The 19,002-nt window shown below is 72.5% G+C and carries 19 protein-coding genes and 1 pseudogene; 10 read left to right on the forward strand and 10 right to left on the reverse strand.

The features are described 5' to 3' along the window. The first annotated feature begins 145 nt into the window (after nt 1-145). Nucleotides 146-4,537 carry a S8 family serine peptidase gene (locus tag AB0H28_RS22830; RefSeq protein WP_358043570.1) on the forward strand — a complete coding sequence of 1,464 codons (4,392 nt, stop codon included), beginning with the start codon at nt 146-148 and terminating at the stop codon, nt 4,535-4,537. Nucleotides 4,538-4,629: 92 nt separating this feature from the next. Here AB0H28_RS22830 and AB0H28_RS22835 read toward each other — a convergent pair whose 3' ends face one another. Beyond that, on the reverse strand, nt 4,630-5,304 hold the full coding sequence (locus AB0H28_RS22835) for a winged helix-turn-helix domain-containing protein (RefSeq protein WP_358043573.1): 675 nt from the start codon (nt 5,302-5,304) through the stop codon (nt 4,630-4,632). Between the two features lie 264 nt (nt 5,305-5,568). After that, nucleotides 5,569-6,600: a sigma-70 family RNA polymerase sigma factor gene (locus tag AB0H28_RS22840; RefSeq protein ID WP_358043576.1), complete on the reverse strand. Its 1,032-nt coding sequence runs from the start codon at nt 6,598-6,600 to the stop codon at nt 5,569-5,571. Nucleotides 6,601-6,754: 154 nt separating this feature from the next. On the opposite strand from AB0H28_RS22840, the gene AB0H28_RS22845 reads away from it, so the two are divergent. Beyond that, entirely contained in the window at nt 6,755-7,363 is a 609-nt protein-coding gene (locus tag AB0H28_RS22845) for an NAD(P)H-dependent oxidoreductase (RefSeq protein ID WP_358043579.1), read from the forward strand. Here the strand turns inward: AB0H28_RS22845 and AB0H28_RS22850 are convergent. From AB0H28_RS22850 to AB0H28_RS22865, 4 genes are read right to left on the reverse strand one after another with little or no spacing between them, the layout of a single operon-like run. Continuing rightward, nucleotides 7,348-7,614, reverse strand: coding sequence for a DivIVA domain-containing protein (locus tag AB0H28_RS22850; protein ID WP_358043583.1), 267 nt, complete (start codon nt 7,612-7,614; stop codon nt 7,348-7,350). The two genes, AB0H28_RS22845 and AB0H28_RS22850, sit on opposite strands and share 16 nt — an antisense overlap. Then, nucleotides 7,614-8,606 carry an FAD-binding oxidoreductase gene (locus AB0H28_RS22855; RefSeq protein WP_358043586.1) on the reverse strand — a complete coding sequence of 331 codons (993 nt, stop codon included), beginning with the start codon at nt 8,604-8,606 and terminating at the stop codon, nt 7,614-7,616. Before AB0H28_RS22855 ends, AB0H28_RS22850 begins: the two co-directional genes overlap by 1 nt. Further along, entirely contained in the window at nt 8,603-8,815 is a 213-nt protein-coding gene (locus AB0H28_RS22860) for a hypothetical protein (RefSeq protein ID WP_358043589.1), read from the reverse strand. Before AB0H28_RS22860 ends, AB0H28_RS22855 begins: the two co-directional genes overlap by 4 nt. Before the next feature lie 44 nt (nt 8,816-8,859). After that, nucleotides 8,860-9,111, reverse strand: a complete 252-nt coding sequence (locus AB0H28_RS22865; RefSeq protein WP_358043592.1) for a DivIVA domain-containing protein — start codon at nt 9,109-9,111, stop codon at nt 8,860-8,862. A gap of 205 nt (nt 9,112-9,316) precedes the next feature. Here AB0H28_RS22865 and AB0H28_RS22870 point away from each other — a divergent pair, with 205 nt between their 5' ends. From AB0H28_RS22870 to AB0H28_RS22880, 3 genes are all read left to right on the forward strand, one after another. Then, nucleotides 9,317-10,198, forward strand: coding sequence for a helix-turn-helix transcriptional regulator (locus AB0H28_RS22870; protein ID WP_358043595.1), 882 nt, complete (start codon nt 9,317-9,319; stop codon nt 10,196-10,198). Between the two features lie 4 nt (nt 10,199-10,202). Then, nucleotides 10,203-10,385 (forward strand): DUF397 domain-containing protein, encoded by a 183-nt coding sequence (locus AB0H28_RS22875; protein WP_358043791.1) that lies wholly within the window; start codon nt 10,203-10,205, stop codon nt 10,383-10,385. A gap of 115 nt (nt 10,386-10,500) precedes the next feature. Next, nucleotides 10,501-10,683, forward strand: coding sequence for a DUF397 domain-containing protein (locus tag AB0H28_RS22880; RefSeq protein ID WP_358043794.1), 183 nt, complete (start codon nt 10,501-10,503; stop codon nt 10,681-10,683). A gap of 89 nt (nt 10,684-10,772) precedes the next feature. Here the strand turns inward: AB0H28_RS22880 and AB0H28_RS22885 are convergent, their stop codons facing one another. Then, nucleotides 10,773-11,342 carry a hypothetical protein gene (locus AB0H28_RS22885; protein ID WP_358043598.1) on the reverse strand — a complete coding sequence of 190 codons (570 nt, stop codon included), beginning with the start codon at nt 11,340-11,342 and terminating at the stop codon, nt 10,773-10,775. A gap of 136 nt (nt 11,343-11,478) precedes the next feature. Here AB0H28_RS22885 and AB0H28_RS22890 point away from each other — a divergent pair, with 136 nt between their 5' ends. Beyond that, complete coding sequence (locus AB0H28_RS22890; RefSeq protein ID WP_358043797.1) at nt 11,479-11,661, forward strand: DUF397 domain-containing protein; 183 nt, start codon at nt 11,479-11,481, stop codon at nt 11,659-11,661. A gap of 89 nt (nt 11,662-11,750) precedes the next feature. Here AB0H28_RS22890 and AB0H28_RS22895 read toward each other — a convergent pair whose 3' ends face one another. Continuing rightward, complete coding sequence (locus tag AB0H28_RS22895) at nt 11,751-11,999, reverse strand: hypothetical protein (RefSeq protein WP_358043601.1); 249 nt, start codon at nt 11,997-11,999, stop codon at nt 11,751-11,753. Nucleotides 12,000-12,240: 241 nt separating this feature from the next. Here AB0H28_RS22895 and AB0H28_RS22900 point away from each other — a divergent pair, with 241 nt between their 5' ends. The 4 genes and pseudogenes from AB0H28_RS22900 to AB0H28_RS22915 all read left to right on the forward strand — a co-directional run bounded on the left by AB0H28_RS22900 (nt 12,241) and on the right by AB0H28_RS22915 (nt 16,716). Beyond that, nucleotides 12,241-12,426, forward strand: a complete 186-nt coding sequence (locus AB0H28_RS22900; RefSeq protein WP_358043604.1) for an AAA family ATPase — start codon at nt 12,241-12,243, stop codon at nt 12,424-12,426. A gap of 50 nt (nt 12,427-12,476) precedes the next feature. Continuing rightward, nucleotides 12,477-12,791, forward strand: coding sequence for a hypothetical protein (locus tag AB0H28_RS22905; RefSeq protein ID WP_358043607.1), 315 nt, complete (start codon nt 12,477-12,479; stop codon nt 12,789-12,791). 2 nt (nt 12,792-12,793) lie between these two features. Continuing rightward, nucleotides 12,794-13,446 (forward strand): annotated as a pseudogene (locus AB0H28_RS22910) (nucleotidyl transferase AbiEii/AbiGii toxin family protein). A gap of 54 nt (nt 13,447-13,500) precedes the next feature. Beyond that, nucleotides 13,501-16,716 carry a hypothetical protein gene (locus AB0H28_RS22915; RefSeq protein WP_358043610.1) on the forward strand — a complete coding sequence of 1,072 codons (3,216 nt, stop codon included), beginning with the start codon at nt 13,501-13,503 and terminating at the stop codon, nt 16,714-16,716. Here AB0H28_RS22915 and AB0H28_RS22920 read toward each other — a convergent pair. Together AB0H28_RS22920 and AB0H28_RS22925 are read right to left on the reverse strand one after the other, a co-directional pair. After that, nucleotides 16,602-17,576, reverse strand: coding sequence for a hypothetical protein (locus AB0H28_RS22920; RefSeq protein ID WP_278106795.1), 975 nt, complete (start codon nt 17,574-17,576; stop codon nt 16,602-16,604). The two genes, AB0H28_RS22915 and AB0H28_RS22920, sit on opposite strands and share 115 nt — an antisense overlap. Next, nucleotides 17,573-18,886, reverse strand: a complete 1,314-nt coding sequence (locus tag AB0H28_RS22925; protein WP_358043614.1) for an MFS transporter — start codon at nt 18,884-18,886, stop codon at nt 17,573-17,575. Before AB0H28_RS22925 ends, AB0H28_RS22920 begins: the two co-directional genes overlap by 4 nt. Between the last annotated feature and the right edge of the window lie 116 nt (nt 18,887-19,002).

Below are 19,002 nucleotides of genomic sequence, written 5' to 3' on the forward strand. Positions count from 1 at the left end.
ACAGGTGACCGGCGTAGACCCGCACGGCACCTGGGGGGCCTGGGGGGTTCGTTTCAATCCGGTGTGATCAGTCGGGAGCGCGGTCTCCTGGCCCTTCTGTCGTGGCTCGACCATCAGCGGGTCATCGGAGTAGGAGGCAGCACCGATGCTGAGACGTCCACACCGAAGGGGTCTGGCCGGGCGGCTGGTGAGCGCGGGCGCCGCACTGGTTCTCGCCGCGACCGCGCTGGCCGCCACCGGCACCGGCGCGCAGGCCGGCACGGGCACCGGCGCGACGGCCGGCGACAAGATCCGCCCCGAACTCACCCGCCAGCTTCAGGGCAAGAGCGAGGGCGACTTCTGGATCCACTTCGCCGACCGGGCCGACCTGGGCAAGGCCGCCGCGGTCAAGGACTGGAACCAGCGCGGCGCGGCGGTCGCCGCGACGCTGAAGAAGACCGCTGCCGACAGCCAGGCGAAGATCCGCGCCGAACTGGACCGCTCCGGCACGACGTACCAGACGTTCTGGGCCACCAACGCCATCAAGGTCAGCGGCGGCTCGCTGGCCATGGCGCAGAACTTCGCCGCCCACGCCGAGGTGGACGGCATCTACGCGCCGGTGGACTACAAGCTGCCGAAGACCACCCCCGGCACGGACGAGAAGTCGACGAACGCCCTGGAGTGGGGCATCGCGAACATCAACGCCGACGACGTCTGGTCCCAGTACGGCGTCAAGGGCGCCGGCATCACCGTGGCGAGCATCGACAGCGGCGTGCAGTTCGACCACCCGGCGCTGGTGAACGCCTACCGGGGCAACAACGGCGACGGCACGTTCGACCACAACTACAACTGGTACGACGCGGCCGGCGAGTGCGACGAGGGGCCGTGCGACTCCGACGGGCACGGCACCCACACGATGGGCACCATGGCCGGCTCGGACGGCGCCAACCAGATCGGCGTCGCCCCCGACGTCAAGTGGATCGCCGCGAACGGGTGCTGCCCGACCGACGCCGCGCTGATCTCCTCCGGGCAGTGGATGCTGGAGCCGACCGACCTCGACGGCGAGAACCCGGACGCCAGCAAGCGGCCGAACATCATCAACAACTCGTGGGGCACCACGGCCCCGTCCAACGAGCCGTTCATGGAGGACGTCACCGACGCCTGGACCGCCTCCGGCATCTTCGGTGTCTGGTCCAACGGCAACAACGGCCCGTCCTGCCAGACCAGCGGCTCACCGGGCAGCCTGGCCAGCAACTACTCGGCCGGCGCGTACGACATCAACAACAACATCGCCAGCTTCTCGTCCCGGGGCACCGGGCAGAACGGCGAGATCAAGCCGAACATCTCGGCGCCCGGCGTCAACGTGCGCTCCAGCGTGCCGGACGACTCGTACGCCAGCATCAGCGGCACCTCGATGGCGGCGCCGCACCTGGCCGGCGCGGTCGCGCTGCTCTGGTCGGCGGCGCCCACCCTGGTCGGTGACGTCACGGCCACCCGCGCGTTGCTCGACGACACGGCGGTGGACAAGGCCGACACGCAGTGCGGCGGCACCGCCGACGACAACAGCGTCTACGGCGAGGGTCGCCTCGACGCGCTCGCGCTGCTCGCCGCCGCCCCGATCGGCGACAACGGCACGCTGGCCGGCACGGTCACCGACGCCTCCGGCGACCCGGTCGCCGGCGCGACGGTCACCCTGACCGGCGCGGCGGACCGCACGCTCACCACCGGCGCCGACGGCACGTTCTCCTCGTTGCTGCCCGCCGGCGACTACCAGGTGGTCGTCTCCGCGTTCGGGTACGCGAGCCGCACGCTGAGCGCGACCGTCACCGCGAACACGACCACCACGCTCGACGTCACGCTCACCGCGGTGCCGAGCGTCACGGTCAGCGGGCAGGTCACCGACGGCTCGGGGCACGGCTGGCCGCTGTACGCGAAGGTGAGCGTCGAGGGCACCCCGATCTCCGACTACACCACGCCCGCCACCGGCCGCTACAGCCTGGAGCTGCCGGCCGGGACGACCTACCGGCTCACGGTCGAGTCGCAGTACGCCGGCTACCTGACCGTCACCAAGGAGGTCACGGTCGGCGCCGGCAACCTGACCGCGGACGTCGACGTGCCGGCCGACCCGGAGGCGTGCGCCACCGCACCCGGCTACACCGTCAGCTCCGACGGCGAGTACGAGACGTTCGACGGCACCGGCGTGCCGGAGGGCTGGTCGGTGGTGGACAACGCCGGCAGCGGCCAGGTCTGGGAGTTCGACGACAAGGGCGAGCGCGGCAACCTGACCGGCGGCAGCGGCAACTTCGCCATCATCGACAGCGACAACTACGGCAGCGGCGGCCAGCAGGACACGTCGCTGGTCAGCCCGGTCGTCGACCTGACCGGGGTGAGCGCCCCGGTGATCCGGTTCAACCAGGACTACAACTGGCTCAACAGCGACCGCGCGGACGTCGACCTGAGCCTCGACGGCGGCACCACCTGGAGCAACGTGCTCCGGCAGGCCGCCGACGTGCGCAACAAGGTGACCGAGGTGCCGATCCCGCAGGCGGCGAACCAGTCGCAGGTGCGGGTGCGCTTCCACTACTACGACGCCAGTTGGGAGTGGTGGTGGGAGGTCGACAACGTGCTGATCGGCAGCAAGCTTGTCTGCAAGCCGGTCGACGGCGGCCTGGTGCTCGGCCACGTGCGCGACAAGAACGACAAGAGCTACGTCAACGGCGCCACCGTGACCAGCAAGGACCGCCCGGCGGAGCAGGCCACCACGGTCGCCACCCCGGACGACACCGAGCTGCCCGACGGCTTCTACTGGATGTTCTCGTCGCTGACCGGCAAGCACCCGTTCACCGCCAGCGCCGGCAACTACGTGAGCCAGACCAAGCGGGTCACGGTCCAGCCCGACTGGGCCACCGCGGCCACCTTCCAACTGGCCGCCGGCCGGCTGTCGGTGCAGCCGACGTCGCTGACCGGCACGGCCCGGATGCCCAGCGGCAAGGTCAGCAGGACGTTCACCGTGACCAACACCGGCGGGGCCCCGGTCAACGTCGAGTTCGCCGAGCGTGACGGCGGGTTCGTGTTGCAACGCGCGGACGGCTCCCAGCTGTCCCAGCAGGCGCTGCTCGGCTCGACCGGCGCGCCGGCGCAGCGGCTGACCGCGGCGACGTCGCTCGCGGCCCGCTCGTCGGGCAAGTCGTCCACGTCGGTCGCGCCGACCGCGCCGCAGGCGGACCCGTGGACCGCCATCCCGGGCTACCCGGCGAACGTGATGGACAACCGGGTCGTCACCGTCGACGGCAAGGTCTACTCCATCGCCGGCGGCGACGGCACCACGTCCAGCGCGAAGAACTACCGCTACGACCCGGTCGCGCAGTCCTGGTCCGGCATCGCCGACCTGCCCGGCGCCCGCAACGCCGTGACGGCCGGCGTGATCGACGGCAAGATCGTCGTCACCGGCGGCTGGGGCGCCTCCGGTCCGGACGGCGGCACCTGGTCGTACGACCCGGGGGCGAACACCTGGACGGCGAAGGCGGCCAACCCGTCGCCACGCGCGGCGGCCGGCCAGGCGGTCGCGGGCGGCAAGCTGTACGCGATCGGTGGCTGCACCACGTCCAGTTGCCTGCCGATGTCGAACACGGTGGTCCGGTACGACCCGGGCGCCGACGCCTGGGAGACCCTGCCGGCCTACCCGAAGTCGGTGGCGTTCCTGTCCTGCGGCGGGATCGACGGCACCGTCTACTGCACCGGCGGCAACGACGGCACGAACTCGCAGAAGGTCGGCTACGCCTTCGACCCAGGCGCCAACGCCTGGACCGCCATCCCCGACGCGCCGGCCGACAACTGGGCCGCCTCGTACGCGGTGGCGAACGGCAAGCTGCTGGTCGTCGGCGGGTCGCAGGGCGGCGCGATCACCAACGCCGGTTTCGCGTACGACCCGGCGACCAACTCCTGGGCCAACCTGCCCAACGCCAACGCACCCCGCTACCGGGGCGGCGCGGCCTGCGGGTTCTACAAGGTCGGCGGCTCGTCGGGCGGCTTCACGGCCACCAAGGACAGCGAGGTCCTGCCCGGCTTCGGCGAGTGCGCCGAGGGTGCGGCCGACGTGAGCTGGCTGACCGTCGACACGTCGAAGGTCACGCTGGCGCCCGGTGAGAAGGTCACGGTCACGGTCGGCATGACCGCGAACGTGGATCAGCCGGGCACCTACTCGGCCTCGGTCGTGATCAAGGAGAACACCCCGTACGCGGTGCCGCCGGTGGCGGTCACCATGATCGCGCAGCCGCCGACCACCTGGGGCAAGTTGTCCGGCACGGTCACCGGCCGCAGTTGTGCGGGCGGCACCGCGCCGCTGCCGGGCGCGACCGTGCAGGTCGACTCCTGGGCGATGTCCTTCACGTTCACCACCGACGCCGACGGTAAGTACGCCTACTGGATGGACCGGCGCAACAACCCGCTCACCCTGATCGTCGCCAAGGACGGCTGGCAGCCCCAGACGCGCCAGGCGCGGATCAGTTCGAGCACCCCCACCGTGGAGGACTTCACCCTCTCCCCCACCCGCTGCTGACCCTCGGCGGCCCGACCCGGCCCGCCCGGTGCTCCCACCGGGCGGGCCACCCCCACCACACCCCACCCACGAGGGGCGGGGTGTGGTGGGGGTCAGGAGGGGGTGAGGCGGAAGCCGACGCCTCGGACGGCGTGGATCGTGGCGGCGGCGTCGAGGCGGCCCAGCTTGTGCCGGATGCGGCGGACCACCGAGTGCATGTCGGAGCCTCGGCCGAGGTGCTCGTTGCCCCAGACCGTGCGGTGCAGGCGGGCGTACGTCCACACCTGACCCGGCGTGCCGGCGAGGCAGACCAGCAGGTCGTGCTCCAGCGGCGTCAACCCGACCTCCCGTCCCCGCCAGCGCAACACCCGCCGGTCGGAGTCGACGGCCAGCCCCAGCGCCGGCAGCGCGATCGGCGCACCGCCGTCGCGGGCCGGCTCCCCACCGCCCGGGTACGCGGAATCGGCACCGCCGGGCGCGACGCCTGCCGGCGTGGTCGCGGCATCCCTGGGCACGTCGCCCGCCGGCGCGGTCGCGGCATCCAGGGGCACGGCGTCCACAGGCACGGCGTCCAGGGGCACGGCGGCGGCCGGCGTCTCGGGGGCGTTGGCCGGGGTCAGCGGCCCTCGGGCGACCGCCGGCCGGCGGACCAGGTCGAGGAACCGGCGGGCCTGGTGGGCGCTAGAGACGATGAGGAACGTCTCGGTGCCGCCGAGGAGTTGGGCGAGTTGCCGGCGTTCGGCCGCCGACGACGCGATGCCGATGACCAAGGACGGGATCGCGGTCATCCGTTCCCACCTTCCCGGCAGGCTGACGCAGCACCCGGCAATTGCCGCGCGACTTGCGGCGCGGTGGGCCGAGCCACCCACCGGTGCGGTGCGGTGGGCGGCCTGAGGCGTGCGGGAGCTGCTGTTTCGTGAGGCTTCGGGCGGAGCTACCGCGGATCATATAGCCGCACACCGATGATTGGTATAGCAGTTAACGTCGATGTAACTGCGACCGGCAACATGCGTCGGAGAAATTGCGTCGCCGGGCGCTCACGTCGTCGGGCGCTATGCGACCCGGCCGGCCTGCTCGGGCTGGTCGACGCCCGCCACGAGCCGGTCGGGCAGGCCGAAGAGCGGGAACAGCCGCTCGGTGTCCAGGAAGCTGTTGATCGAGGTGATCCGGTCACCGGACAGCCCCACCACGATCAGCGCCCAGGGCACGTATCCCGACTCGGGGTCGTGCCGGTACTGCCCCAGCGCCGGCATGCCGTTGGCCGCCACCGGCACCACGCGGGACCCGCGGCAGCCGTTGCCCGCGCCGGTCATCCAGGCCATGATGTCGTCGGCACCGCGCAGCCACAGTGGCACCGGCGGCATCGACAGCGTCGCGTCCTCGTGCAGCAGCTCGGTGAGCGCCGGCAGGTCGTACGCCTCGAACGCCCGCACGTAGCGGGTAAGCAACGCCTGCTGCTTCTCGTCGAGCGGGCGGCGCGTCTCGGCGGCGGTGTCGGCGGACGCGATGGTGGCCCGCGCCCGTTGCAGCGCGCTGTTCACGCTCGCCACCGACGTGTCGAGCAGCTCCGCGACCTCCTGGGCCGACCAGGCCAGCACCTCGCGCAGGATGAGCACGGCCCGCTGCCTGGGCGGCAGGTGCTGCAACGCCGCGACGAACGCCAGCCGGACGGACTCCCGCCCGGCGACCACCTCGGCCGGGTCGCCGGCCGTGGGCAGCACCCGGTCGTCGGGGATCGGGCCGAGCCAGATCTGCTCCGGACGCGGCTCGCCCGGGTGGCTCGCGGTGCCGCTGCCGGCCGGGCCGAGGTCCATCGGCCGGATCCGGCGCTGCGCGCTGGCGGCCATGTTCAGGCAGACGTTCGTCGCGATCCGGTAGAGCCAGGTCCGCAGCGCGGACCGCCCCTCGAACCGGTCGAAGTTGCGCCAGGCCCGGACGAACGTGTCCTGCACCGCGTCCTCCGCCTCGAAGGCCGAGCCCAGCATCCGGTAGCAGTAGCCGGTCAGTTCCGGCCGGTACGCCTCAAGTCGCGTCTCGACGGGGACGCTCGCCACCTCGCTCACCTGTTCGAAACTAGACCACATGCTGCGCGAACGCGAACACCCGGAGGAACCCGGCGTCCCGGGCCCCACAACCCACGATCGCGGGTACGGCCCGTCGCGGCGGGACGAATCGCGCGGTTGGGTGGCGTCGGCTCGGGTACGGCGGCAGGGTCACCGTAATCGAGGAGGCCCCGCCGTGAGCACCGTTCGTGCCCTGGTCCTGAACTGCACGTTGAAGCCGTCACCCGCCGAGTCCAGCGCCGACCTGCTCGGTCGGGAGCTGCTGGCCGCGCTCGCCGACCACGACGTGGACGGCGAGGTGGTCCGGGTGGTGGACCACCACGTCAAATTCGGCGTCTCGCTGGACGAGGGCGGCGGCGACGAGTGGCCGGCGATCCGGGAAAAGCTCATCGCCGCGCAGATCCTGGTGATCGCCACCCCGATCTGGCTGGGTCAGCCGTCGAGCGTCTGCAAGATGGTGCTGGAGCGCCTCGACGCCGAGCTCGCCGAGACCGACGCGCAGGGACGACTGCTCACCTTCGGCAAGGTCGCGGCGGTGGCGGTGGTCGGCAACGAGGACGGCGCGCACCACGTCAGCGCCGAGGTGCTCCAGGCGCTCAACGACGTCGGTTTCTCGGCCGCCGCCACCGCGTCGACCTACTGGGTGGGTGAGGCGATGGGCAGCGTCGACTACCGGGACGCCGGGCCGAAACCGGACACCACCGGCAGCACCACGAAGACGGTCGCCGCGAACGCCGCCCACCTGGCCCACCTGCTCGCCGACAGCCCCTATCCGCCGAGCTGACCGCGCACACCGTCGACCTGCTCGGACTGCCAGGCGCGCAGCGCGGTCTTGATCTGGTGGTTCTCGGCGGCGACCACGCTCAGTTGGCGGGACCGTTCGGCCAGTTCGTGGGCGAGGCGGCGCAGGACGGCATCCACGTCGTCGATGCGGTAGCCGCGCCGCAGCCGCGACGTCAACGGCAACCTGATGGCCTCGATCCGGGCGGGGGTGAGCGGCCCGGTCAAGGCGTGGCGGCTGCGGTAGACGCCCATCACCGGTCCCCGATCACCGGCAGGTGCAGCCGGTCGGCGGGCACCCCGGCGATCGTGAGCCAGCGGCGGGCGGCGGCGATCATGGCGGGTGGGCCGCACACGTGCACGTGCTGCCCGGGCCGGTGGTGGTAGGTGGCCAGGGCGACAGCGGTGCCCTGCTCGGCCGGCAGGGCGTCGGGGTTGGCGGAGAACGCCGGCACGACGGTCAGCCAGGCGTGCGCCTGTTGGAGCTTGTCCAGGGCGATCGCGTCGTGCAGGTCGGTGAACGTGCGCGCGCCGACGATCAGCGTTACCCGGCGACCGGCCGGCGCGGCGGCGACCTGCTCCACCAGGGCGCGCAGCGGTGCCAGCCCGGTCCCGCCGGCCACCAGCAGCAGCTCGTCGGAACCATCGGTCAACTCGAGGCCGGTGTCGGCGGGCGCGCCGAGGTGCAGCAGCTCGCCGGGGCGTACCTCGTGCACGAGGCTGCCGGAGACGGACCCGGCGGGCACGGCCCGGACGTGGAACTCCAGCGTGCCGTCCGGGCGCGGCACGCCGGCCGGGGACAGCCACCGCCAGCGTCCCGGCCGGCGCGGCGTGTGCACCGGGATCGCCTGACCGGGCCGGTGGGGCAGCCGCCGCCAGGGGCGTACCGTCAGGACGGCGACGGTGTCGACGGGCCGGTCGTGGTCGACGACCTCGACCGGCCACCACGGCGGCGTGTCGGCGAGGCGGGCGGCGGTGCGCTCGACCAGCCGCCAGGCCCGCCACCAGCGCAGGCCCGGCGCGGGCAGCAGGGCGTCGCCGACCGCCGCCGCGTGCCACGGCCGCAGGCCGAAGCTTCGGTACGCGGACCCGAGCACCCGCAGCAACGCCAACCGCCCGGCGCGGTCGTCGCCGCCGTCGAGCAGCCGCAGCAGGCCGGCGTGCAGCAGCGGCGCGTCGCGTTCCGGCAGCAGCCCCGGGCAGCGGTCCTGCACCGCCGCCCAGAACCGGTGCGCCTCGCCGGTCACGGAAGCTGGCCCGCGCCGAAACCGGCCGCGCGCAGCGTCGCGTGCCCCCACCGGGCCAACCGGCAGGGGTACGGGACGCGCTCGCTGCGGCACAGCGGGCCCTGCGGCCACCGCTCCGGCACGTGCACCCGCACGGCCAACTGGGCCAGGAGCAGATCCTCGTCGGGGACGGGGACGACGACGGGAAAGTCGGCGAGCAGGACGGACATCGGGGGGTGCCTCCGGGATCGGGTGTCGGGGATGCGGGGCGCGGTCATCGGTGCTCCGGGGCGTCCGGGTCACGGCAGCAGCGGCGGTGCCGGGACTGCCACCGCCGGAGCACCTGACGCGCCCGTTCGGTCTCGGATCTCGCGGTGGTCAGCTCGCGGCTCAGGCGGTCGAGTTCGTCCGCCACCCGGTCGAGGTGGTCGCGCACCTGACCGGGGTCCAGGCCGCGCCAGCGCCGATCGAAGACCGCAGACCTGACGTGGTACGGAAGCAGCCGTCTCGCGGTCACGCGGATCATCACGCCTCCGGCTGTCGAAAGGGGACCGACACCGGGGCGGGCACCGGGATGAGGTTCGGGGAATGGTGCCCGCTCCGGGCGGACGCTGCCGGATCGCGGCAGGCACCACGAATGGTCATTTCGGTGCTGGCCTGTGGCAATGTTTTGGAGAAGAATGCGGACCAAGGGATGAGGTGCCTTACGCGACAACAGCAGAGGAGATGACGTGGACGACTCGGGCAGCACCGTCCCGCGTAGGCAGCTCGGCAGATATCTGAAGGAGATTCGCGAGAACGCGCACATCACGGTGAGCGCGGCGGCGAAGGAACTCGAATGGTCGACGCCCCGGATCTGGCGTTACGAAACGGGCCAGGTCTCCATGCATCCGAACGACGTGGAGGCGATGTGCCGGGTGTACGGCGCGTCCCGCGAAACGATCGAGACGATGCGGGCGCTGGCCCGGGAAACCAAGGCCCACGGCTGGTGGCACAGCTACGGCGAGGCGGTCGAGGACTGGTTCAAGCTTTTTGTGGGATTGGAAGCCGCTGCCACCAAGATTCGCCACCACGAAGCCAATCTCGTGCCGGGCCTGTTGCAGACCGTCGAGTACATGACGGAGGTGATCGCCACCGACAATCCCCAGTTGGATGAGGTCGAGCGGCAGGCGAAGGTGGATGTCCGCCTGCGTCGCCAGCGGCTGCTCGCGCGCCCGGTGCCACGCGCGCCTTACTTTGACATGGTGTTGAGCGAGGCGGTGCTACGCCGACCACTGCGTGCTCCGGGCGCGATGGCTCGACAGCTTGACGCCCTGGTAGTGAACAGCCAGCGGTACAACATCAGCATCCGGGTGCTGCCGCTCAGCGTCGGGCTCCATCGCTGGGCGGTAGCCGGCACGTTCACCATGCTCGACTTCCCCACCGACGTGCGAGAGCAGGAGCCGACCACGATCTACATGGACGGGCCGTGCGGTGCCGTCTACCTTGACAAGCCGTATGAGATCCAGACCTACGAGGAAGCATGGCGCTCGCTCACCGAGCGGGCGCTCGACGAGGACGAATCCCGTGAGCTGATCACGGAGATTGCGAAGGAGATGACCCATGGGACGTGACGGAATGTGGCGCAAGTCGTCCCGATCCGGCGGCAACGGCAACTGCGTGGAGGTGGCGGGCTTCGCCGACACGGTGGGAGTGCGCGACACCAAGGACCGGCAGGGACCGGCGCTGAGCTTCGCACCGACGAGCTGGACCCGATTCGTCGCGGCCACCCGCACCGGCCGCTTCGACCACCCGGCCTGAACCGGCCGACCGGTCAGCCGAGTGCGCTCGCTCGGCGAGCGGGCGCTCGACGCGGACGAGTCCCGTGAGCTGATCACGGAGATCGCGAAGGAGATGACCCATGGGACGTGACGGGGTGTGGCGCAAGTCGTCCCGATCCGGCGGCAACGGCGACTGCGTCGAGGTGGCGGGCTTCGCCGACTCGGTGGGAGTGCGCGACACCAAGGACCGGCAGGGGCCGGCGCTGAGCTTCGAACCGGCGAGCTGGACCCGATTCGTCGCGGCCACCCGCACCGGCCGCTTCGACAACCGGCCGTGATGCAGTGACAGAGGGTCGGGTGCCGGTGTCGCCGGCACCCGACTCGTCCGGCTGCCCTCAGGCGATAACCCCGCAGGTTAAAGATCAAGTTAGTCGTTCCAGCGCGCACCCCAGTACGCGGTCACCTTACGTATGTCACCGCCGTAGCGGGTCGCGCCCTCACGCTGCCAGGCGCAGTTGCTGAGTCGAATGACGGCTGCGCGCTGCCCGGGGTAGCCGAACACGAATGCGTGCTCGGTCGACTGCCCGAGCAGACAGACGGTGCCCGCCGGAGGCGAGGTGGGCAGCCCGTTAAGATCGGTCGTCAGCTCGTCGACCCGGTTGGTGATACGTCGGCTGGCGGCAAGGCTCAGGGGCGGATCTGCCTCATGCCGATAACTGCACAACAACGCCTCCGTGGCGCCGACGGGGACAAGGACGTCCGTGCCGGGCTTCGTCGGTGCGGTGTCGGTCCACGTCTGGGGGCAGCGGGCGGGGCCCGGCTCCGTGTTCGTGACAGATGCGGCCGACGATGCCAGCGCGGCGGTCTTCTCCCTGCCCGCCATCACCGTGCCGACCGTCAGTGCGAGACCGACTACCACCGAGGCGGCCAGCAAGGGTGTGACGAGACGACGCCACGTTTGATGGGAAGCCTTGCTCGATGGCTCCTGGCTCGTCATTGCCGCTCCTTCTGCTGCTTTGGGCCAGGATAAGAGGAAGCGTGGCGCTCGCTCGGCGAGCGGGCGCTCGACGCGGACGAGTCCCGTGAGCTGATCACGGAGATCGCGAAGGAGATGACCCATGGGACGTGACGGAATGTGGCGCAAGTCGTCCCGATCCGGCGGCGAGGGCAACTGCGTGGAGGTGGCGGGATTCGCCGACTCGGTGGGAGTGCGGGACACCAAGGATCGGCAGGGACCGGCACTGAGCTTCGCACCGGCGAGCTGGACCCGATTCGTCGCGGCCACCCGCACCGGCCGCTTCAACAACCGCATCTGACCCGTCGATGGTGACTCGGGTGCCGGCACCGTCCCGGCACCCGAGTCAACCGGCTACTGCCGACCGGATCTGCTCACCACTGCGCATGGTCAGAAGAGCTTAGGCGAATCCGCCGAGAAGTAGGCGCCCTGAAACAGGTCCTTGCGAGCGATTTCCAGGTTGCGGGCCGCCGTGTCCAGCATCCGCGCGAGGTCGTCACAGCCGACGGTCATCGAGACCGTGCGCTTTGCCCGCTGAGTTCTCTTGATCGCCTGTTCGATGTTGAGCAGCGCTTCGGAGACCTCACGAAGCCCGGCCTCCCGGGCGGCATGTTCTGGAGAGTGGTCAAGATCAGACATGTGCGGTCCTTTCGGGGCCTCGGGGTGCTCTTCCGCGAGCGGCACGGTTGAGCGTGATCCACGCTACGAGAGACGCCGCCGAGTAACAGTCCTGTCACTGACGGAAGCCCTTCTTGCAGGCATAACAGCGGCCTGTGTGCCCGTCGCGAACGGGTACGACGTCCATGCGTACCTCGCCGGCCAGGCCCCCGGCTGACGTTTCGGCGGCGGAGTCGGGCGGCCGAAGAACTGGAGGGATGGCATGAGCAGCCGGTTCGTGGTGGTCACCGGTGGCCCCGGCGCAGGCAAGACCACGCTTGTCGACGCACTGCGCCGTGCCGGTCACGCCTGCGTGGCGGAAGCGGGCCGGCAGATCATCCAGGACCAGACGGGACGACAAGGCGGCCTGAACAGCCAGGCGGTGCGCCGCATCGTACGATCGGAGTAGGAGGTGCAGCGATGGAGAGGGCAGGTGACGCGCCCGCTGGTTCGGGATACGTGGATCAGCGGCACTTCATCGTGCCTGCGAGCCTGGCCGAGTTGCGTGGCCCGACGAGCGGCGTAGTGACGCTCGACCGTCGTCTCGACTGGTCGGGTGACGCCAGCTACCACCTGGAGGACCTCGGAGATCTTCAGGTGATGTACCAGACGGTGCTGAACCAGGCCACCACGGCGGCTGATCTGCGCCGGTGGCTCGACGGCGACACACTTCGCCGACTCTGGCCGGAGCTGTGGCTGCCTGCGCGGCTGCGGGCACTGTGGCAGGCCCGCTTTCCCGAATTGGCTGTCCCACCGCGGACGCTGGCGGGCTGAGCGTGGAACCGGTCCGCCTCCGGCTGGCGGAGATCGGTCTTCGCGTGGCTGGCCGGTACGGCTTCGCCTTGGCCGGCGGTTATGCCGTGCAAGCTCACGGCATTCTCAACCGGCCCAGTGAAGACGTGGACCTGTTCACCGCGTGGGAGCACCGCGGCGACTTGCCGTAGCGGTGGACACCGTCGTCGACGCCTACCGCGCCGACGGCTATGCGGTCGAGGTCACGCAACGGTTCGAGACGTTCGCCCGGCTCGCCGTCACCGATCCCGTCATGCCGGACCGGCCATACAAGGTCGAACTCGCCGCGAACTGGCGTGCGCGCCCGCCCGTGACGATGGACGTGGGCCCGTACTGCACGTCGACGACGTCGTCACCGGCAAGATGTCCGCCCTGTTCACCCGCGCCGAGCCGCGGGACTTCCTCGACGTGGACGCGGCTGTGGCGACCGGCCGGTACACCCGCGAGCAGGTGCTCGAACTCGCCGGGCAGGCAGATGCCGGCTTCGACAGGCGGACGCTGGCCGATCTGTTCGCGATGCTCCAGCGATATCCGGACCGCCGCTTTGCCGCCTATGGGCGCTGATCCCCCGTCCATCGCCGCGATACGCGAACGATTCGCGCAGTGGCGCGAGGTGCTGCTCGCCGGCGAGAAGTAGCACCCGGAGCGTCCACCTGGCGGGTGGGCGGCCTGTCGCCACTACGATGCGAGCGTGGCTCGGATTCGGCGCCCGTACCAACTGGTCGCCGCCCTCGTGGTGGTGCTGCTGCTCGGCGCGGGCGTGGCCTGGGGTGTCGACGACACGTTGGGGCTCAGCCACACCCCGGCCGACGTGCCGCCCGAGCGGGCCGTCGCCGCGCCGCCCCGGGCGCCCGCGCCGGTGCCGCCGTTGACCTCGATCGTGGTGCCGGACCAGCTCCGCACCGTCAAGGCCGCCGGAGCTGTCGCCGACGCGCTCGCCGCCCGGGGCCGTCCCCGCCCCGCTGTCACACCGACCAAGGCCCCCGATCCGACCCCGAAAGCAGACGCGGGCACGGCCGAGCCGGGCGGAACCGGACCGGCAACCGCGAGCACGCCGACGCCGGACCTGTCGGCGGTGACGACGCTGCGGGCGGAGCTGCGCGCCGGCGGGACGCCGGAGGCGTACCGGATCGGCGTCCGCCGCGAGGAGCTGACCGTCACCGGCGACCTCGCCGGCATCGCGGCCGGGCTCTACCGGCTGGCCGACCGGATCCGCTCGGGCGCCGAGGTGCTGCCGGCGGCGGAGGTCGGGCGGCCGGTCGCGCCCCGGCTGGGGTTGCGGCTGACCGACGCGGGTTCGGTGGGCCGCGAGCCGGATGCGGCGGCGTTCGCGGCCGGCGACGACTACCGCCTGAACACCGACGTGGTCACCTCGGCGCTGCTGCCCGAGGCGCCGTGGGTGGACGCCGCGGCGGTGGCCCGCGTCGACGCGCAGTTCCGGCAGTTCGTCGACCACGCGGCGGCGCAGGGCTACAACGGTGTCGTGGTGCCCGGCTTCCTGGAGTACGTCACGTTCGACAAGGTCGGCGACGGGCACGGGGTCTATCCGGCCGGCGACCCGCACGTGGCGCGGGCGCGGGCCATGGTGGCGGCGTTCGGGCCGGTCTTCCGGTACGCCGCCGAGATGGGCCTGAAGGTCTTCCTGCTCACCGACATGCTGGCGGTGTCGCCGCCGCTGGAGGCGTACCTCGATCGCACCGTGGGCGGGCTCGACACCGCCGACCCCCGGCTCTGGGCGGTCTACCGGGCCGGGCTGGCCGAGCTGTTCGCGCGGATGCCGTTCGTCGCCGGGCTGATGGTCCGCGTCGGCGAGGGCGGCGAGGTGTACGCGGGCAGCGGCTGGGACTACAGCTCCAAGCTCGCGGTCACCACCGCCGACGGGGTGCGCGCGATGCTGCGGGCGCTGCTCGACACCGCCGGACCGGCCGGCAAGGAGATCATCTTCCGCACCTGGACCGTCGGCGTGGGAGAGGTCGGCGACCTGCACACCAACCCGCAGGAGTATGCGCGGGTCCTCGGCGGGTTCGACGACCCGCACCTGATCGTGTCCACCAAGTACACGCTCGGCGACTTCTACAGCCACCTGCCGTTCAACACCACCCTGTTCGGTGGCGCGCAGCGGCGGATCGTGGAGTTCCAGGCCCGGCGCGAGTTCGAGGGGTTCGGCGCGCTGCCCAACGACCTCGGCCCGCTGCACGCGGCGGCGCTGCGCGCGTTCCTCGCCGCGAACCCGCACGTCGAGGGCGTGTGGAACTGGACCCAGGACGGCGGGCCGCTGCGCGCCGGCCCGATGTCGCTCTACCTGCGCGCCGGCTTCTGGCAGCTCTACGACCTGAACACCTACGCGGTGGCGCGGCTTGCCTGGGACCCGGACACCGACCCGGCGCGGGTGACGGCGGACTGGGCCTACCGCACGTTCTCCGCCGACCCGGCCACCGTGGCGGCGATCGGGGCGGCCATGGCGCTGTCCCGGTCGGCGGTCACCACCGGCCTCTACGTCGGCCCGTACGCGGACACGTCGGTGCGGGCGCTCGGGCTGGAACCACCACCGATGATGTGGATCTTCGAGTGGGACATCCCGACCGGCGACTCGGCGGCACTGGACAGCATCTACGCGGTCACCGGCGACCGGGTCGACGAGGCGGTCGCCGAGGGCGGCGCGGCGGTCGCCACGGCCCGGCGGATGCGGGCGTTGGTCGCCGGCACCGACCCGGCGACGTGGCGGGACGCCGCGCTGCGGCAACGCTTCGTCGACACGCTCGACTACCAGGTGGACCTGTTCGCGACGCTGGCCGCCTACCGCACGATGGTGCTGCGGCACGCGCAGTGGCTGGACACCGGTTCCGCCGACGCCTACGCCGACTGGCGGTCCGCCGCCGGGGCGTACCGGGAGGCGCGCGACCGGCACCGGCAGCGCTACGGCGGTGACCTCGACCTGCCGGCGTACCGCTTCACCGCGGCCGACCTCGGCGCGCAGCGGGCCGACCGCGACCCGGCGATGGCCTGGGCGGCGCGGGCGCTGCTGGCCCTGGTCGGCGTCGTGGTGGTGCTCGGCCTGCGCGGGCGCCGACGCGACAGCGGGCGCCGGCCGGGCGGCGCGGCGGCGCGGGCGCTGCTGCTGGGCGCGCTGCGGCCGTGGCGGCTGGCCGGGCTGCCGGCCCCGGCGTCCCGGGCGGACCGGGTGCTGGTGTGGCTGGTGCCGGCGGCGGTGCTGGTGGCGAGCCGGCTGGTGTTCACCTGGTTCGCCGCGCCCGCGCACCTGCTTGTCACGCTCGGCGGTTGGGCGCTGTTCGCGCTCGTCGCACGCCTGGCCGTGGGCCGGCGGGACCCGTTCGCGCTGTGGGCGGTCGTCGGCGGGGTGGCGTTGCTGCGCAGCGTGCTGCTGCTGGCGGTGCTGGCCGGGCGTGGGCCGGGCGGCTACTGGATGGTGTTCTGGACCGCGCCGGCCCGCCGGGCGGTCTACCTGACGATCGCGGTGGCGGCGTTCTGCTGGCTGTTCGTGGCGACCGCTGTGGTGCTGCGCGACCGCTACGGGGTGACCCGCCGCCGCGCCGCGGGGCTGGTGCTCGCCGCCGCCGGAGTGCCGCTGGCGGTGCTCGCCGGGCTGGTCGCCTGGATCGGCGCGGAACGCGCGCTGACGGTGTGGAACGACCAGATGGCGTTGCTGCCGTGGGGGCTGTCGCGCATCCTCGGCATCACCGTCTACCTGGGCATCCCGACCGGGCTGCCCGGTCACGCGGCCGGGGTCGGGGTGGCGCTGGTCGCCGCCGGGGCGCTGCTGTCGACAGGGCGTCAGGTCAACGGCGACGGCGACTCCGCGCCGGGCAGCAGCAGCCGGGGTGCGCCGGAGCCGTCCGCCGGCACCGACCAGACGTCCGGTCGGCCGTCGTCGGCGCGCAGCGTGTAGGCGAGGGTGCCGCCGTCGAGCCACGCGGCCTGGTCGTCGACGCTGGCGCGCTCGGCGGTGGCGGTCACCCGCATGGTGCGCAGGTCCAGCACGGACAGCCGCCAGCCCTTCGAAGGATCGGCGTCGACCGCCTCCTTGAACGCGATCCGGGTGCCGTCCGGCGACAGCGACGGACACTCGACGTTCTCCCGTACCGTCGCCACCGTCCGGGCGGCGGCGTCGCCGCGCACCAGCCACCGTTTCCCGGCGCTGGACATGGTGGCATAGAAGGTGTTGTCGTCGCCCGCGAACGTGACGCCCCAGAAGTTGACGTCGGCGTTGCGGTAGGGCCGGCCGTCGCGCCGGACCGCGAACGCCTCCAGCGAGGCGACGGTGACGCCGGTGCGGGCGTCGAGGAAACCGGTGCGGGTGGAGAAGCCGCCGCCACTGTAGGAGTCGCCGCCGACGAACGTGGTCCACGACACCATCCGGCCGGACGCCGAGACCCGGGCCCGGTTGGGCAGCCCCGGCACGTCCAGCCGCCGGACCGGGCGCAGCTCCGCGTCGAGCACCACCACCTGGTACGACCACGCGCTGCTCGGGGCCAGGCAGACGCCGGTGCCGGCGGCGGCGTACACCCGCAGGCACTCCAGGGCGGCGACGGCGCGCGGCCCGGCGGGGTCGGCGAGCGCGGCGGTGGAGACGTGCCGGTCGGTGACGGCGAGCAGCCGGGGGCCGGGACGGAGGGTGACCGCCCGGTCGGCGGCGGCGGCCGGCACCGGTGCGGGCCGGGCCGACACCACCGCGTAGCCGGTGGCCAGCGCGCCGAGCGCGACGGCCGAGGCGGCCAGCGTGGCGAGCTTCGCGCCTGTCGACATCATCGGGCCGTCCTTTGCCGGGGAGCGAGCAGGAACACGCTGGCCAGCAGCGTGACGGTCACGGCCACGGCGGCGGCGACGCTCGCCGGGCGCGGGCCCCACACCTGCCAGGCCAGGCCGAACAGGACCGAGGAGAGCAGGTACGCCAGCGCCTGGCCGGTCTGCACGAGCGCGATGCCGGTGGTGCGTACCCGCGCCGGCAGCACCGGACCGGCGAGCGCGATCAGCACCCCGTCGGTGGCCGCGTAGAACGCGCCGTACAGCGTCAACGTCGCCACGAGCAGCGCCCAACCGTGCACCGGCCCGGCCAGCAGCAGGTAGGTCAGGCCGAGCGCGACGTAGCCGCCGGCCACCACGGGCAGCCGGCCGACCCGGTCGGCCAGCGCGCCGAGCGGGCCGGCCAGCAGCAGATACGCCAGGCTGGTGCCGACCGCGAGCAGCGGGAACCAGCGCAGGCCGATGTCCTCGCGTCGTTGCAGCAGCAGGTAGACGAAGCCGTCGCCGATGGTGGCGAGCCCGAGCAGCGCGGCGGCGACCACCAGGCGGCGCGTCGACGTGTCCCGGAGCAGGGCGGCGGCCTCCCGGACGGTGACCCGGCGGTCGTCCGCGCCGCCGGCCGGCCGGCTCGGCCCGGGCCTCGTCCCGGCGGGAGAGGCGACGTCGCCAGCGACCGGCGCGGGCCGTTCCCGCACGAAGAGGACCAGCACGACGACGGCGAGCGCGGCGACGCAGAAGCTGGCGACGAAGACCGCGTCGTAGTTCGGCCCGACGGCGAGCAGCACCGCGAGGGTGACAAGCGGCCCGAGGAACGCCCCGACGCTGTCCATGGTCCGGTGCACCCCGAACGCCCGGCCGAGCGCCTCGGGCGGCGTGGCGAGTGTGATCAGCGCGTCGCGGGGCGCGGTGCGCACGCCCTTGCCGAGCCGGTCCACGGCGATCACCGCGCCGATCGCCGGCACCGACCGGCCGGCGAGCAGCAGCCCGAGCTTGGCCACCGCGGAGAGCGCGTAGCCGGCGCCGGCGACCAGTTTGCGCCGGCGGAACCGGTCGGCCACGAACCCGCCGACGACCCGCAGCACTGCGGTAGCCCCGGTGTAGACGCCGTCGAGGACGCCGAACGCGAGCGGGCTGAGGTTCAGCCCGAGCACCAGATAGAGCGGCAGCACCGCGGTGACCATCTCGGCGGACACGTCGGTGATCAGGCTGACCGTGCCGAGCGCCAGCACGGTGCCGCCGACCCCGGTGAGGCGGCGGCGCGGCCGGGCGGCGGCCGGCGGGTCGGCCGCCGGCCGGGACACGGTCGACAGGTACACGGGCGGTCCCCTCGCGGTCGGCGGCCTGACGGACAGCCATCGTCCGGTCGCGGCCCGGTCACCACAACGGACGGTCGGCACCGCTCGGGTGTGCGCTCGGCGAACAGCGCGCGAAC

Origin of the sequence: Micromonospora sp. NPDC050980 (genome assembly GCF_040653835.1) — a bacterium.
GTDB lineage: Bacteria > Actinomycetota > Actinomycetes > Mycobacteriales > Micromonosporaceae > Micromonospora.